This window comes from Pseudomonas sp. NFX15 (genome assembly GCF_049132105.1).
In the GTDB taxonomy this organism is placed as follows: Bacteria; Pseudomonadota; Gammaproteobacteria; order Pseudomonadales; family Pseudomonadaceae; genus Aquipseudomonas.
In genome coordinates this window covers 1-14841 of the sequence record NZ_JAFMPV010000013.1, presented here as the reverse complement: position 1 = coordinate 14841, position 14841 = coordinate 1, and the positions used below count along the sequence as shown (strand labels likewise).

The 14841-nt window shown below is 61.5% G+C and carries 11 protein-coding genes, 1 tRNA gene and 1 riboswitch; all 12 genes read left to right on the top strand.

The window, feature by feature from the left end; genetic code table 11:
* Positions 1 to 261 precede the first annotated feature (261 nt).
* A riboswitch (guanidine-I (ykkC/yxkD leader) is annotated at positions 262 to 362 on the top strand.
* A gap of 60 nt (positions 363 to 422) precedes the next feature.
* Positions 423 to 1490, top strand: a complete 1068-nt coding sequence (locus J1D76_RS15445; RefSeq protein ID WP_421139119.1) for a putative urea ABC transporter substrate-binding protein — start codon at positions 423 to 425, stop codon at positions 1488 to 1490.
* Between the two features lie 15 nt (positions 1491 to 1505).
* Positions 1506 to 2321, top strand: a complete 816-nt coding sequence (locus J1D76_RS15440; protein ID WP_421139118.1) for an ABC transporter permease — start codon at positions 1506 to 1508, stop codon at positions 2319 to 2321.
* A complete protein-coding gene (locus J1D76_RS15435) occupies positions 2318 to 3106 on the top strand; it encodes an ABC transporter ATP-binding protein (protein WP_421139117.1) in 789 nt (262 codons plus the stop codon). Before J1D76_RS15440 ends, J1D76_RS15435 begins: the two co-directional genes overlap by 4 nt.
* Positions 3107 to 3119: 13 nt before the next feature.
* Positions 3120 to 3845, top strand: a complete 726-nt coding sequence (locus J1D76_RS15430; protein ID WP_421139116.1) for an urea amidolyase associated protein UAAP1 — start codon at positions 3120 to 3122, stop codon at positions 3843 to 3845.
* Between the two features lie 11 nt (positions 3846 to 3856).
* Positions 3857 to 4498 (top strand): urea amidolyase associated protein UAAP2, encoded by a 642-nt coding sequence (locus J1D76_RS15425; RefSeq protein ID WP_421139115.1) that lies wholly within the window; start codon positions 3857 to 3859, stop codon positions 4496 to 4498.
* A 280-nt stretch (positions 4499 to 4778) separates the two neighbouring features.
* Positions 4779 to 8423 carry an urea carboxylase gene (gene uca, locus J1D76_RS15420; RefSeq protein WP_421139114.1) on the top strand — a complete coding sequence of 1215 codons (3645 nt, stop codon included), beginning with the start codon at positions 4779 to 4781 and terminating at the stop codon, positions 8421 to 8423.
* A 26-nt stretch (positions 8424 to 8449) separates the two neighbouring features.
* Positions 8450 to 10228, top strand: coding sequence for an allophanate hydrolase (gene atzF, locus J1D76_RS15415; RefSeq protein WP_421139113.1), 1779 nt, complete (start codon positions 8450 to 8452; stop codon positions 10226 to 10228).
* A gap of 191 nt (positions 10229 to 10419) precedes the next feature.
* The gene (locus tag J1D76_RS15410; RefSeq protein WP_421139112.1) at positions 10420 to 11913 is read left to right on the top strand and encodes a sensor domain-containing diguanylate cyclase; all 1494 of its coding nucleotides are present in this window, start codon (positions 10420 to 10422) and stop codon (positions 11911 to 11913) included.
* Positions 11900 to 12118, top strand: a complete 219-nt coding sequence (locus tag J1D76_RS15405) for a cysteine-rich CWC family protein (protein WP_421139111.1) — start codon at positions 11900 to 11902, stop codon at positions 12116 to 12118. The genes J1D76_RS15410 and J1D76_RS15405 overlap by 14 nt, the downstream gene beginning before the upstream one ends.
* A 34-nt stretch (positions 12119 to 12152) precedes the next feature.
* Positions 12153 to 12845: a pseudouridine synthase gene (locus J1D76_RS15400; protein WP_421139110.1), complete on the top strand. Its 693-nt coding sequence runs from the start codon at positions 12153 to 12155 to the stop codon at positions 12843 to 12845.
* 313 nt (positions 12846 to 13158) lie between these two features.
* Positions 13159 to 14043, top strand: a complete 885-nt coding sequence (locus J1D76_RS15395) for an alpha/beta fold hydrolase (protein WP_421139109.1) — start codon at positions 13159 to 13161, stop codon at positions 14041 to 14043.
* A 181-nt stretch (positions 14044 to 14224) separates the two neighbouring features.
* Positions 14225 to 14298 (top strand) — tRNA-Gly (locus tag J1D76_RS15390).
* The last annotated feature ends 543 nt before the right edge of the window (positions 14299 to 14841 follow it).

Sequence of the window (14841 nt, the reverse complement as noted above, 5' to 3'; positions counted from 1 at the left end):
ACAGCAGTCGGCACACAACCGGCTGACACTTCTTTTGACTGGCAAAACCCTGCCAAGTGCAGCGCCGCACAGACCTTCGGATCAGCGGCTGCCGCGTCCCAATGCAGTGCACCGGCGCACCATCACAAGGCAGCGCGCTTGCCGATCAAATCCAACTTCGCTTACTGCTCCCCACGCTAGAGCGCTCGAGCCGACTTGGCACGCCTCTCGCTATAGCAAACCCGTGCAGGAGTCACCCAAGGTTCGCGGCACCACAATTTGAAAATGGCTGACTAGGGTTCCGGCTCGCAATCGCGAGCGGCTGGTCCGAGAGTTGGCGACCTCCAGTTGAGGTTACACGGCGGGACAAAAGCCCGGGAGACAAGCCACCGCTAGCGGTGCCGCTGCCTTCCTGTCCGCCCTCGATCAACTGGAGAACCACCATGTCCCAGCTTCGTTTACCCGCCCTGTTCGCCGCTGCGTTCGCCGCCCTCGTGAGCTTCTCGTCCCAAGCCGCCCAGAAAGACCACTTCAGCGTGTGCTGGACGATCTACGCCGGCTGGATGCCCTGGGAGTACGCCGACAGCCAGGGCATCATCGACAAATGGGCAAAAAAGTACGGCATCAAGATCGATGTGGTGCAGCTCAATGACTACGTCGAATCGATCAACCAATACACGGCCGGCCAGTTCGATGGCTGCACCATGACCAACATGGACGCGCTGACCATTCCGGCCGCCGGCGGTGTCGACAGCACCGCGCTGATCGTCAGCGATTTCTCCAACGGCAACGATGGCATCGTGCTCAAGGGCGAAGGCAAGACACTCGCCGACCTCAAGGGCATGGACGTCAATCTCGTCGAGCTGTCGGTCTCCCATTACCTGCTGGCCCGCGCCCTGGATTCGGTGGACCTCACCGAGAAAGACCTGAAAGTGGTCAACACCTCCGATGCCGATATTTCGGCCGCCTTCAACACCCCTCAAGTCAACGCCGTCACCACCTGGAACCCGATGCTCTCGGACATCCTGGCCAAGCCCGGGGTGAGCGAAGTGTTCAACTCCAGCCAGATCCCCGGCGAGATCATGGACATGATGGTGGTCAACAGCGCCACCCTCAAAGACAACCCGGCCCTGGGCAAGGCACTGACCGGCGCCTGGTTCGAAGTGGTCGAGTTGATGAACGCAAAAAACGCCGCCAGCAAAGCTGCCCTGGAGCACATGGCCAAAGCCTCGGGCACCGACCTGCCGGGTTTCCAGGCGCAATTGGACACCACCAGGTTGTTCGCCACGCCGAAAGAAGCGTTGGATTTCTCTACCAGCAAACAACTGCCGGAAACCATGCGCAAAGTCGCCGAGTTTTCCTTCCAGCACGGTTTGCTGGGTGAAGGCGCCAAGGACACCAGCGCGGTCGGCATGGCCTTCGCCAACGGCGTGACCAGCGGCGACAAGGGCAACCTCAAGCTGCGCTTCGACCCGAGTTACGTCCAGATGGCCGCCGACGCCAAGCTGTAATCAGGAGAACTGGCCATGCGCCTGATCAACCGTCACCCGGATCGCCCGAGTCGCCTGCTGTTGGTGATCCTGCCGTTCGCCCTGGTGCTGCTGGCCTACTTCATGGGCTCGGCCGAGCGACTGGCGGACAACCCCAACGACAAGCTGCTGCCCAGTGCCGTGCAGATGACCGATGCGGTGAAACGCCTGGCGCTGGTCGCCGACAGCCGCACCGGCGAGTACCTGCTCTGGCAAGACACCGCGTCCAGCCTGCAACGCCTGGCCATCGGCCTGGGCATCAGTGCGTTGGCCGGGCTTTGCCTGGGCATCGCCGCCGGCACCCTGCCGTTGTTCGGCGCGCCGTTGTCGCCGTTGCTCACGGTGTTGTCGATGGTGCCGCCGCTGGCGATCCTGCCGATCTTGTTCATCGTCTTCGGTCTCGGCGAATTGTCGAAGGTGATGCTGATCGTCATCGGCATCACCCCGGCGCTGGCCCGGGACCTGGAACAGCGCGCCCGGGAAATTCCCGTGGAGTTGCTGATCAAGGCGCAGACCCTCGGCGCCTCGACCTGGACCCTGATGTTGCGGGTGGTGTTGCCACAACTGTTGCCACGGCTGTTGATCTCGCTGCGCCTGATGCTGGGTTCAGCGTGGTTGTTCCTGATCGCCGCCGAAGCCATCGCCTCGACCGATGGCCTGGGCTACCGGATCTTCCTGGTGCGTCGTTATCTGGCGATGGACGTGATCCTGCCCTACGTGGTGTGGATCACCCTGCTCGCCTGGTTGATGGATTGGGGGCTCAAGCAGCTGACCCGCCGCGCGTTCCCCTGGTATGAAGGAGCGGCCAAATGAGCTTCATCACCGTCAAGAACGTCTGGCAGCAATACACCGATCAGGTGGTGCTCGAAGGCTTGAACCTGAACGTCAACGAAGGTGAATTCTGCACCCTCGTGGGCGCCTCTGGTTGCGGTAAGTCGACCTTCCTGCGCCTGCTGCTCGGTCAGGAGCGCGCCAGTCGCGGCGAGATCCTGCTCGACGGCCAGCCCTTGGCCGCAGAGCCGGACGCCAGCCGCGGCGTGGTGTTCCAGCGCTACTCGGTGTTTCCGCACCTGAGCGTGCTGGACAACGTCGCCCTGGGCCTGGAACTGCCGCGTTCACCGTTGCTCGGTCGACTGTTCGGCCATGCAAAAAAAGACGCCCGCGAACTGGCCTCGGTGCTGCTGTGCAAAGTCGGCCTCGGCCACTCACTGGACAAGTACCCGGCGCAGCTGTCCGGCGGCATGCAACAACGACTGGCCATCGCCCAGGCGCTAATCATGAAACCGCGCGTGCTGCTGCTCGACGAACCCTTCGGCGCCCTCGATCCGGGCATCCGCAAAGACATGCACGCCTTGCTGCTGGAGTTGTGGCGCGAAACCCGGTTGACGGTGTTCATGGTCACCCATGACCTGTCCGAAGGCTTCAGCCTCGGCACGCGCCTGCTGGTGTTCGACAAGGTCCGCCTCGACCCGCACGCCCCCGGCCGCTATGGCGCCCGCATCACCTACGACATCCCTTTGAACAGCGACCGCTGCATTAGCCGTGCCGCCGTCGACACCCTGCCGGTGCAACTGGCGGGTGAACTTCGAACCGCTTGAGAGGATTCTGCCCATGACCGATTCGACCCTGCTGTTCCCGTCCTTTGCCGAAGAAATGCTCCCCGGCGGCGGCCATCGATCTTTCGTCTTGAAGCGCGGCCAACTGCTGCGCCTGACCGACCTGCGCGGCGGTGCCAACGTCAGCCTGACGCTGCTCAACGCCAATGAAAAAACCGAACGCCTGAACCTGCCCGACAGCCTCAAGTGCCAACACACCGCCAAGCTCACCACCGGCCATTGCCTGTACTCGGACATGGGCCGCGTGCTGGCCGCGATCACTGCCGACACCTGCGGCTGGAGCGACAGCCTGGGCGGCGTGCTCTGCGCTGAAGAAGTCGCCGAAAAGTACGGCACGGGCCGCTATCAGGAACTGCGCAACGGCTTCTTCCGCAACGGCACCGACAACCTGCTGGTGGAATTGGGCAAGTGGGGCCTGGGCCTGTCGGACCTGCTGATGACCCTCAATCTGTTCAGCCGCGTGAACGTCGATGACGCCGGGCGCTTTCACTTTGTCGAGGGCAATTCCAAGGCTGGCGACTACATCGAGTTGTACGCGCCGATGGACACCCTGGTGGTGCTCACCGCCCTGCAACACCCGATGGACCCGACGCCTGAGTACGCACCAAAACCGTTGAAGCTGAGCTGGATGAACGCCGACGCCAGCGTCGCCGAACACTGCCGCACTTCGCGCCCGGAAAACGAGCGCGGCTTCATCAATACCGACCGTCTGTTCGCCTGAGGATCGCTGCCATGTCACTCGCAATCGCCACCGCTCCACAGTCGCCTGACACCGCGGTCTACCGCGCCACCATCCCCGCCGGCGAACCCTGGCTGATGGAGGTCAAGGCCGGCCAGACCCTGCGCATCCTCGACCTGGAAGGCAATCAGGCCGTCGATACCCTGTTCTACAGCGTTGCCAACCCCAAGGAACGCTACGACGTGCAACGCACTTTGCGCCGGCAAAACAGCGTGTACCTGAGCACCGGCAGCGTGCTGTATTCCAACCTCGGCAAGCCGATGCTGACCATCGTCGCCGACACCTGCGGGCGTCACGACACCCTCGGCGGCGCGTGTGCTCAAGAGAGCAACACCGTGCGCTACGCCCTTGAAAAACGCCACATGCACAGCTGCCGTGACAACTACCTGCGTGCCTGTGTGCATGACGGTCGCCTGGGCAAGGGCGACATCGGGCCGAACATCAATTTCTTCATGAACGTACCGGTCACCGCGGAAGGGGGGCTGACCTTTGAAGACGGGATTTCCGCACCGGGCAAGTACGTCGACCTGCGCGCCGAGATGGACGTGATCGTGCTGATCTCCAACTGCCCGCAACTGAACAACCCGTGCAACGCCTACAACCCCACCCCTGCGGAGCTGCTGGTATGGAATTGAAATTCCCAAGGTTGCGCCGCTGGTTGTTTGCCTTGTGCCAGGCCCGTTCCGGGCAGTGCATCAAATAAACGCTCCATCTGTAGGCGCTGGCTTGCCAGCGAATGGGCCAGCACTTTTACCAAAGATGTGCCTGGTACACCGCTTTCGCTGGCAAGCCAGGCTCCTACAGGGCTGCTGACAATTTCTGCCACCGGGGACGACCCCGGTGCCTTTCGAAAAACTGCGGGACGGCCCGCATCCCAGTCGAGGCTGATGCGCTATCGCCTCCGGGGGTTATGCCATGTTCGAAAAAGTCCTGATTGCCAACCGTGGCGCGATTGCCTGCCGCATCCTGCGTACCTTGCGTGAACTGCACGTGCAAGGTGTCGCGGTGTACTCCGAAGCCGATGCCGCCAGCCTGCACATCCTGCAAGCCGACGAGGCTCACAGCCTCGGTGAAGGCGCGGCCGCGGGCACTTACCTGGCGGTCGATAAAATCCTCGCCATCGCCCAATCCACCGGCGCCACCGCGATCCATCCTGGCTACGGTTTTCTCTCGGAGAACGCCGCGTTCGCCGAAGCCTGCGCAGCCGCCAACATCGCCTTCATCGGCCCCACGCCAGAACAACTGAGGGTGTTCGGCCTCAAGCACACCGCTCGCGCCTTGGCCAAGCAACACGGCGTGCCGATGCTCGAAGGCACCGAACTGCTCGACAGCCTCGACGCTGCGTTGCTGGCCGGTGAACAGGTCGGCTACCCGGTGATGCTCAAGAGCACCGCCGGTGGTGGCGGCATCGGCATGCGCGTGTGCCGCAGCGCGGCCGAGTTAAGCGAGTCGTTCGAAGCGGTCAAACGCCTGGGCCAGAATAATTTCAGCGACGCCGGGGTGTTCATCGAGAAATACATCCAGCGCGCCCGGCACCTGGAAGTACAGGTGTTCGGCGACGGTCGCGGCGAGGTGATCGCCCTCGGCGTGCGCGACTGCTCGGTGCAGCGGCGCAACCAGAAAGTCCTCGAAGAAACCCCGGCACCCAACCTTCCCGAGGGCATGGCCGATGAACTGTGTGCAGCGGCGATCAAACTGGCCAAAGCGGTGAACTACCGCAGCGCCGGTACTGTGGAGTTCGTCTTCGACAGCGAGGCCCAGCGTTTTTACTTCCTGGAAGTGAACACCCGGTTGCAAGTGGAGCACGGCGTTACCGAACAAGTATGGGGCGTCGATCTGGTGCGCTGGATGGTGCAACTGGCGGCCGGTGACCTGCCGCCGCTGAGCGAATTGGTGCAGGGCTTGACGCCGGAAGGTCATGCGATCCAGGCGCGGTTGTATGCCGAGGATCCGGGCCGCGATTTTCAACCGAGCCCGGGGTTGCTCACCGCCGTGGAGTTCCCGGCGGCCAATGGCATCCAGTTGCGCATCGACACGTGGGTCGAGGCCGGCTGCGAGATCCCGCCGTACTTCGACCCGATGATCGCCAAGCTCATCAGTTGGGCGCCGACCCGCGAAGCGGCCAGTGCAGAACTGCATCAGGCGCTGGGGGCCAGCCAGCTCTACGGCGTGGAAACCAACCGCGACTACTTGCGGCAGATTTTGCTCGATGCGCCGTTCGCCAGCGGCCAGCCGTGGACCCGATGCCTGGAAGGCCTGGTGTATCAGGCCAACACCTTCGAGGTGCTGAGCGCCGGGACGCAAACCAGTGTTCAGGATTATCCGGGGCGTCTGGGTTACTGGGCGGTCGGTGTGCCACCATCAGGGCCGATGGACAGTCGGGCCCTGCGCCTGGGCAACCGTTTGCTGGGCAATGACGAAGGCGCGGCGGCGCTGGAAATCACCATGAGCGGGCCGTTGCTTCGTTTTAACTGCGATGCGGTTATCGCCGTCACCGGGGCCGTTATTCCGCTGACGTTGAACGGTGAACAGGTCGCGATGAACACCGCGTTGGCGGTCACGGCGGGCATGACGTTGAGCCTGGGCACCATCGCCGGCGCGGGTGCCCGCAGTTACCTGTGCCTGCGCGGCGGCCTGCAAGTGCCGAACTATCTGGGCAGCAAAAGCACCTTTACCCTGGGCCAGTTCGGCGGTCATGGCGGCCGCGCCTTGCGCGCCGGCGACGTGTTGCACGTTCCGCCGTTGAGAGACCTCAGTGTCGGTCAACAACTGCCTGAAGAACAGGTCACCGAGTTGCCGGCCGTTCGGCAAATCCGGGTGATCTACGGCCCCCACGGCGCGCCGGAATACTTCACGGAAAATTACATCGCTACCTTCTTCGCCACGCAATGGGAAGTGCACTTCAACTCCAGCCGCACCGGCGTGCGCCTGATCGGGCCGAAACCGGAATGGGTACGCGCCGACGGCGGCGAAGCGGGTTTGCATCCGTCGAACATTCACGACAACCCGTACGCCATCGGTGCGGTGGACTTTACCGGTGACATGCCGGTAATCCTCGGCCCGGATGGCCCGAGCCTCGGCGGCTTTGTTTGCCCAGTGACGGTGATCGAGGCGGATCTTTGGCAGTTGGGGCAACTGAAGGCTGGGGACAAGGTGCAGTTCCGTCCAGTCGACCTCAAGACCGCCCGCACCCTCGCCTTGAAATGGGATCACTGTAGGAGCTGGCTTGCCAGCGAAAGCGGTGTATCAGATACCGCAATGTTGACTGACGGAGACCTTTCGCTGGCAAGCCAGCTCCTACAGGGGATTGTGTCGCCTGTTGTGTTGGATATTGGGCGGGACGATACGCGGTTAGTCGCAAGACTGTCCGGCGACACACACCTGCTGCTGGAAATCGGCGCCCCGGAACTCGACCTGGTCCTGCGCTTCCGCGCCCACGCCTTGATGCAGGCGCTGGAAAGCAAACAGCTGCACGGCGTGATCGACCTGACGCCGGGTATCCGCTCGCTGCAAATCCACTATCAACCCGAGCAACTGTCACTCGCCGACCTGCTCGGCATCGTCGCCGGCGAATGGGACGCCGTGTGCGCCGCCAAAGACCTGCAAGTGCCCTCGCGCATCGTCCATCTGCCGTTGTCGTGGGATGACCCGGCATGCCAGTTGGCCATCGAGAAATACATGACCACCGTGCGCAAGGACGCGCCGTGGTGCCCGAGCAACCTGGAGTTCATCCGGCGCATCAACGACCTGCCCAACCTCGATGAAGTGCAACGCACGGTGTTCGATGCCAGCTACCTGGTGATGGGCCTGGGCGATGTCTACCTCGGCGCACCGGTCGCCACCCCGCTCGACCCGCGCCACCGCCTGGTGACCACCAAGTACAACCCGGCGCGCACCTGGACCGCGGAAAACTCGGTGGGCATCGGCGGCGCCTACATGTGCGTGTACGGCATGGAGGGCCCCGGTGGCTATCAGTTCGTCGGGCGCACGTTGCAGATGTGGAACCGCTACCGCGAGGTCGCTGCGTTCGACGGCAAGCCATGGCTGCTGCGCTTTTTCGACCAGATCCGTTTCTACCCGGTCAGCGCCGATGAGCTGTTGCGCATCCGCCGCGATTTCCCCCTCGGGCGCTTCGACCTGAGCATCGAGCACAGCCAGTTGAACCTGGCGGATTACCAGGCGTTTCTGGCCCGGGAAGCCGAAACCATCGAGGCGTTTCGTGTTCAGCAAAAAGGCGCGTTCAACGCTGAGCGCGAGCGCTGGATCGCCAGCGGCCAGGCGCATTTCGACAGCGAAGAATGGGTTCCGCAGATCGCCGAAGACGCGCCACTGGCCAGCGGTCAACTGAGCGTCGACAGCCACATCGCCGGCAACCTCTGGCAGGTCCAGGTCGAGAGCGGCCACCGCGTCGAGGCCGGTGACGTGCTGGTGATCCTGGAGTCGATGAAGATGGAAATCCCTTTGCTCGCCCCGATGGCTGGCGTGGTGCGCGAGATTCGCGTGCAACCGGGCTCGGCGGTGCGCGCCGGACAGCGCGTCGTGGTGCTGGAACTCGACTGAACCCATTTTTGAAAAGGACTGACACCATGAGCATCAATCTGCAACTCGACGCCCTGCGCAGCGCCTACCGCGACGGCAGCCTCACGCCCCGGCAACTGCTGCCGAAACTGCGGGACAAAGCCGCGGCGCTGAACCCGGATTATCACCTGTTCATCCATTTGCTCAGCGTCGAGGAACTGGAACCCTACCTTGCCGCCCTCGACGGTCGAGACCTCGACAGCCTGCCGCTGTATGGCGTGCCGTTCGCGATCAAGGACAACATCGACCTGGCGGGCATTGCAACCACCGCGGCGTGCCCGGCGTTTGCCTACGTGCCGGAGCGTTCGGCGACCATCGTCGAGCAACTGCTGGCCCTCGGTGCGATTCCGTTGGGCAAGACCAACCTCGACCAGTTCGCCACCGGGCTCAATGGCAGTCGATCACCCTATGGCGCGTGCCCCAACAGCGTGTTGCCGGAATACCCGTCGGGCGGTTCCAGTGCCGGTTCGTCGCTGGCGGTGGCACTCGGGGTCGCGAGCTTTTCGTTGGGTACAGACACCGCCGGCTCCGGGCGCGTGCCGGCGGCATTGAATAACCTGGTCGGGATGAAAGCCACCAAAGGCCTGATCTCCACCGGGGGCGTGGTACCGGCCTGTCGTACCCTAGATTGCGTCACCACGTTTACCGCCACGGCGCGCGAGGCCAGTCAATTGCTGGCGCTCACCGCGCGCCTCGACCCTCGGGACGAATACAGCCGAAGCAACCCGCTGTGGAACGACGGTTCGGCGTTCGGTACACCGCGCCCATTCCGCTTTGGCGTGCCCCGTGCGCAGGACCTGCAATTCTTCGGCTGCCCTGAAGGCCCATTGCTGTTCAGTGATTCCATCGACCGCCTCAAGGCCTTGGGTGGCGAAGCAGTGGAACTGGATATGTCGCCGTTTCTGGAGGCTGCTCGTTTGCTCTATGAAGGCCCGTGGGTGGCCGAGCGCTACAGCGTGGCTGGCGAGTTGATGACGCAGAATCCCGAGGCCGTGCTGCCGGTGATTCGCGCGGTACTGGCCAAGGCACCGGCCGTCAATGGCGTGCAAACCTTCCGCGCCCAATACCGCCTGCAAGCGCTCAAAGCCCTGTGCGACACAGCGCTCGTAGGCCTCGATTGCGTGGTCACGCCGACCATCGGCCGCCCGGTGACACTGTTGGAGCTTGAAACAGAACCCGTGCTGCGCAACTCGGAACTGGGCTACTACACCAACTTCATGAACCTGCTCGACTACGCCGCCGTCGCCGTGCCCAGTGCCTTCATGCACAACGGTATGCCGTGGGGCGTGACGCTGTTTGGCCGGGCCTTTACCGATCAGTATTTGTTGAGCGTGGCCGATGCCTTGCAGCGCCAGCAGGGCCTGGCTGCACCGGCCCCGGTGACGGTTGCTCGGCATGATCGGGCGCGGTTGGTGGTCTGCGGCGCGCACCTGGAGGGGCTGGCGTTGAACTGGCAACTCAAGCAGCGCGGCGCCCGTCTGGTGGAAACCACTTTCAGCTCGCCGGACTATCAACTCTATGCCTTGGCCGGCGGTCCGCCGTTTCGTCCGGGGATGGTCCGAGTGAAGGACGGTGGCGTGTCGATCGCCGTGGAAGTCTGGGAATTGCCGAGCAGCGAACTGGGCTCGTTCCTGACCGGGATTGCGGCCCCTTTGGGTCTGGGCAAGGTGCAACTGGCGGATGGTCGCTGGGAGAGCGGGTTTATCTGTGAGGCCTATGGACTGGAAGGTGCGGTGAATATCAGTCATTTGGGCGGTTGGCGGATGTATCTGACAACCCTGCGGTGATCTTTCGATTCGCTGGCAAGCCAACTCCTACAGGTTCGGTGCTATCCCTGTAGGAGCTGGCTTGCCAGCGAAGACATCAGCCCAAACACCGCCACAACCGATACCTACCGATATACCTTGCGAATCCAGCAGTCATTTCCCCACAGTGCCATTAGAATGCAGGCCATCGGATGACTGCCAATGGAACTGCCATGCCGCTTCGCTCGCCACTGTATTCTCAACGTTCGTTGGTGCTCACGCTGGTCGCATTGCTGGGCGCTGGCTTCCTCGCCACTTCCTTCCTCAGTTACTACGCCTCCCGGGCCTCGATCCGCGACAACATCGTCAACACCGAACTGCCGTTGACGTCAGACACGGTCTACTCGGAAATCCAGAAAGACCTGGTCAGGCCAATCCTGATTTCCTCGATGATGGCCCGCGACACCTTCATGCGCGATTGGGTGGTCAATGGTGAAAAAGACTCCGACCAGATGACCCGTTACCTCAACGAGGTCATGACCCACTACGGTGCCTACACAGCGTTCTTCGTCTCCAACACCAGCCTGACCTATTACCACGCCAAAGGTGTGCTCAAGCAGGTCAAGGCGACTGAGCCGCGCGATGCCTGGTATTTCCGCGTGCGAGACATGAAGGACCCGTACGAGATCAACGTCGACCCGGACCTCGCCAACAAGGACAACCTGACCTTCTTCATCAACTACAAGGTCTACGACTACAACAGCCGCTTCATCGGCGCGGCCGGGGTTGGGCTGACTGTCGATGCGGTGATCAAGCTGATCGACAAGTACCAGCAGCGTTACCAGCGCAGCGTGTATTTCGTCGACAACTTCGGACGCTTGGTGCTCACGGGCGCCGACGGGGGCCCGCAAGGCGCACAGATCGGGCAGAAGCTCGGTGAACTCGACAGCATGAAAGACCTGATCAACCGGCTGCCAAAACCTCACAGCGGCAGCTACGAATACTCCGTGCAGGGCCAAGGGCATTTCCTCAATGTGCGGTTTATCCCGGAACTGAACTGGTACCTGTTCGTTGATAAACGCGAAGACAGCGCCCTCGGTGACATCCGCCAGTCGCTGTACCTCAACCTGCTGATCTGCCTCTTGGTCACACTGATCGTGCTGGCCTTGCTCAACCGGGTGATCAAGCGCTATCAGGACAATATCCAGGCCCAGGCCATCCTCGACAGCCTGACCGAACTGCCCAACCGCCGCGGCTTCGACCTGCTGGCCGCGCAAGCCATGCATGAAGCCCGGCGCGAGCCAAAACCGCTGACCGCGTTGCTGCTGGACCTCGACCATTTCAAGGCGTTGAACGACACCTACGGCCACCTCGCAGGTGACCAGGTGTTGATCGGTTTCGCCCGCGACCTGCAAAGCTGCCTGCGCGACGCCGATATTGTCTGCCGTTGGGGCGGTGAAGAGTTCATCGTGCTGCTCAAGGACACTGACGGTAAGACCGGTCTGATGATCGCCGAGAAAATTCGCCAGCACGTGGAACAACAGCGCTACGCCTACAACGGCCAGGTCCTGCAGGTGAGCGTCAGCATCGGCCTCACCACCCTGCAACCCGATGACACCTTGCACAGCCTGCTGTCGCGGGCGGATCATGCGATGTACCGGGCCAAGCAAAGTGGCCGTAACCGAACCTGTGTGGAAATGTCTCACTGCGTCCATGAACCCGCCTGACCTCTGCCCCGCCTGCGGCGCCCCCAACGACTGCACCCTGGCCGACCCGCGCACCGCCGGTCGCGCTTGCTGGTGCTTCGGCGTCAGCATTGACCCGGCGGTGCTCGAAGCGCTGCCGGCAGAACTGCGCAACGCCTCTTGCCTGTGCCCGCGCTGCGCGGAGGTCGAGGCGCAGTTGCAAGCAGCGCCCGAATTGTTCAAGTAAGATGCGCGCCTCTTTCCTTCTTGATCCATAAGTCATGCGTGTCGACCGATTCCTCAGCAACCTGCCGTGCTTCAACCGTAAGCAGGTACGCCTGTTGCTGGTGGAAAAACGCGTGCGAGTTGACGGAAAAGTCGTCAGCGACCCGCACACTGAAGTCCGTGAATTCAGCCGCGTCGAAGTCGACAGCGATGTGTTGCAAGTCGGCAAGCCGTTGCGTCATTTCATGCTGCACAAGCCCACCGGTTGCGTCAGTGCCACAAAAGACCCACATCACCCGACTGTGCTCGACCTGATCGATGAACCGGACAAGGACGAGCTGCACATTGCCGGGCGCCTGGACTTCAACACCACCGGCCTGATGCTGATCACCAATGACGGCAGCTGGTCGCGGCGCCTGACCCAGCCGCAGACCAAGCTGGCGAAGGTCTATTACGTCGAGACCGAGCAGGACATCGGCCCTGAATACGCGGCCAAGTTCAGTGAAGGGCTGTATTTCGCCTTCGAAGACCTCACCACGCAACCCGCCGGGCTAGAGCTGCTCAAGCCAAAATGCGCGCGCCTGAGCATCGTCGAAGGCCGCTATCACCAGGTGAAACGCATGTTCGGCTACTTCGACAACAAGGTGATGCGCCTGCACCGCGAACGCATGGGGCCACTGGTGCTCGACGACACGCTGAAACCGGGCGAATACCGCCCATTGAGCGACGAAGAGATCGGAGTGATCTAAGCAGGCGACCGCCGAGCAGATGTTGTCGAACAATTTACCAATGGCACTTGCGCGATGACGTGACCCCTGCTTGAATCAGGACGTCGGCCGAAATGTGACCGACAAGTCACCACATACTTCTAAGAAACTTTTTGCCGGTAGGGACCCAACGGTTCCGGCCTCACCCGGCAGACTGCCCGCCAATAACAATACCCGTCGACCGGACTGCAATGGATCGACATGGGCCTCTCAAATTCCAGGCGTATGCCTACCTGTCACAAAGCTCGTGCAATCTCTATTTGCGCGCATACCCGCTTGCCAGGAGTCTTATGACATGAGGCCAGAAATCGCTGTGCTGGATATACAGGGTCAGTATCGGGTTTACACGGAGTTCTATCGCGCAGACGCCGCAGAGAAGACCATTATCTTGGTCAACGGCTCGATGGCCACGACTGCGTCGTTTGCACAAACCGTGAAAAACCTCCATCCGCAGTTCAACGTCGTCTGCTACGACCAACCCTACGCGGGCCGGTCAAAAGCTCATAACCTGCATGAAAAAATGCTCACCAAGGAAGTCGAAGGGCAGATCCTGCTGGAGCTGATCGACCACTTCGCCGCCGAACACGTGCTGTCGTTTTCCTGGGGCGGTGCCGCGACCATGATGGCGTTGTCGCAACGACCACGGCGCATCGAAAAAGCCGTGATCAGCTCGTTCTCCCCGGTGATCAACGCGCACATGCTCGACTACCTCGAGCGCGGCGTCGAACACCTGGGCAACCTCGACCGCGACCGCGTCGGGCACCTGGTGAACGACACCATCGGCAAACACCTGCCGTCGTTGTTCAAGCGCTTCAACTATCGCCACGTCAGCTCCCTGGCCGAACATGAATACGGGCAGATGCACTTCCACATCAGCGACGTGTTGCACAGCGACCGCCAATGCTACTTGAACGCGGCGCAGAAAATCGACGTGCCGGTGCTGTTCCTCAATGGCGAATGGGACGAATACACCGCCGCCGACGACGCCCGGTTGTTTGCCAACCACGTGCAACACAGCACGTTCAGCACCCTTCAGGCCACCGGCCACTTTCTCGACATGGAACACAAAGCTGCCTGCCGGGACAGCCGAAATGCACTGATGGGCTTCCTGAAACCCGCGCAATACGAAAGCCGACTGCGTTGCCACTACGTCCAGGACCACCATGCATTGGCAGGCTGAAGTGGCGTCATCGCGAGCAAGCCCCGCCCTGCTGCGTTAAACGTATCGCGCAGAGGCGAGGCTTGCCCGCGATCGACCGGCATGCCGTACGCTTTTCTTGGCTTAATGGATGCTAAACCCGCTCCACGCAAAGAAAAACTTCAAATCGTCGGCTGTATCTGGTACAAAGTCACCGCTCTGAGCGGGTGTCGTATAATGGCATTACTCCAGCTTCCCAAGCTGATAACGAGGGTTCGATTCCCTTCACCCGCTCCACTTTTCTCATAACTCGTTTATTTCACTGAAATTTAATGAGCGAAAAGCGAGATTGTCACGTAGTCCTCCTATTAAGGACTCCTACAACGTGATGTAACGCAACAACCTCTACCGCCGTTCGAGCGGAATCTAGTCCTTCGTATCACCATCCGGCTCGCTATCGCGTTCACTTGGGTCAAAGCGACATTCACGCGTATACCCGAACCACTGATCACAGTGCAGCGAAGGCTGTCGCATTGCGCCTATTGGCGCGACGGCATTCATGCATGGGTGAACACCATGCCCCCGCCCGCACCGACTCTGGCCTAGTGACATCAACTCTAACCAATAAGTCTCGGGACAACGCGGCAAGCATCGGCTAATGCCCCGATTGTGAAATATGGGGATGAACAGCGATGGCAGCTTTTCTCTACGCGCAAAAACAAAACCCCAACTGCTTTCGCAATTGGGGTTTCGGAATTTAATCTTGACGATGACCTACTCTCACATGGGGAAACCCCACACTACCATCGGCGATGCATCGTTTCACTGCTGAGTTCGGGA

Coding starts and splice junctions, on each gene's coding strand:
- J1D76_RS15445 (WP_421139119.1), top strand. CDS start 423: ATGTCCCAGCTTCGTTTACCCGCCCTGTTCGCCGCTGCGTTCGCCGCC.
- J1D76_RS15440 (WP_421139118.1), top strand. CDS start 1,506: ATGCGCCTGATCAACCGTCACCCGGATCGCCCGAGTCGCCTGCTGTTG.
- J1D76_RS15435 (WP_421139117.1), top strand. CDS start 2,318: ATGAGCTTCATCACCGTCAAGAACGTCTGGCAGCAATACACCGATCAG.
- J1D76_RS15430 (WP_421139116.1), top strand. CDS start 3,120: ATGACCGATTCGACCCTGCTGTTCCCGTCCTTTGCCGAAGAAATGCTC.
- J1D76_RS15425 (WP_421139115.1), top strand. CDS start 3,857: ATGTCACTCGCAATCGCCACCGCTCCACAGTCGCCTGACACCGCGGTC.
- uca (WP_421139114.1), top strand. CDS start 4,779: ATGTTCGAAAAAGTCCTGATTGCCAACCGTGGCGCGATTGCCTGCCGC.
- atzF (WP_421139113.1), top strand. CDS start 8,450: ATGAGCATCAATCTGCAACTCGACGCCCTGCGCAGCGCCTACCGCGAC.
- J1D76_RS15410 (WP_421139112.1), top strand. CDS start 10,420: ATGCCGCTTCGCTCGCCACTGTATTCTCAACGTTCGTTGGTGCTCACG.
- J1D76_RS15405 (WP_421139111.1), top strand. CDS start 11,900: ATGAACCCGCCTGACCTCTGCCCCGCCTGCGGCGCCCCCAACGACTGC.
- J1D76_RS15400 (WP_421139110.1), top strand. CDS start 12,153: ATGCGTGTCGACCGATTCCTCAGCAACCTGCCGTGCTTCAACCGTAAG.
- J1D76_RS15395 (WP_421139109.1), top strand. CDS start 13,159: ATGAGGCCAGAAATCGCTGTGCTGGATATACAGGGTCAGTATCGGGTT.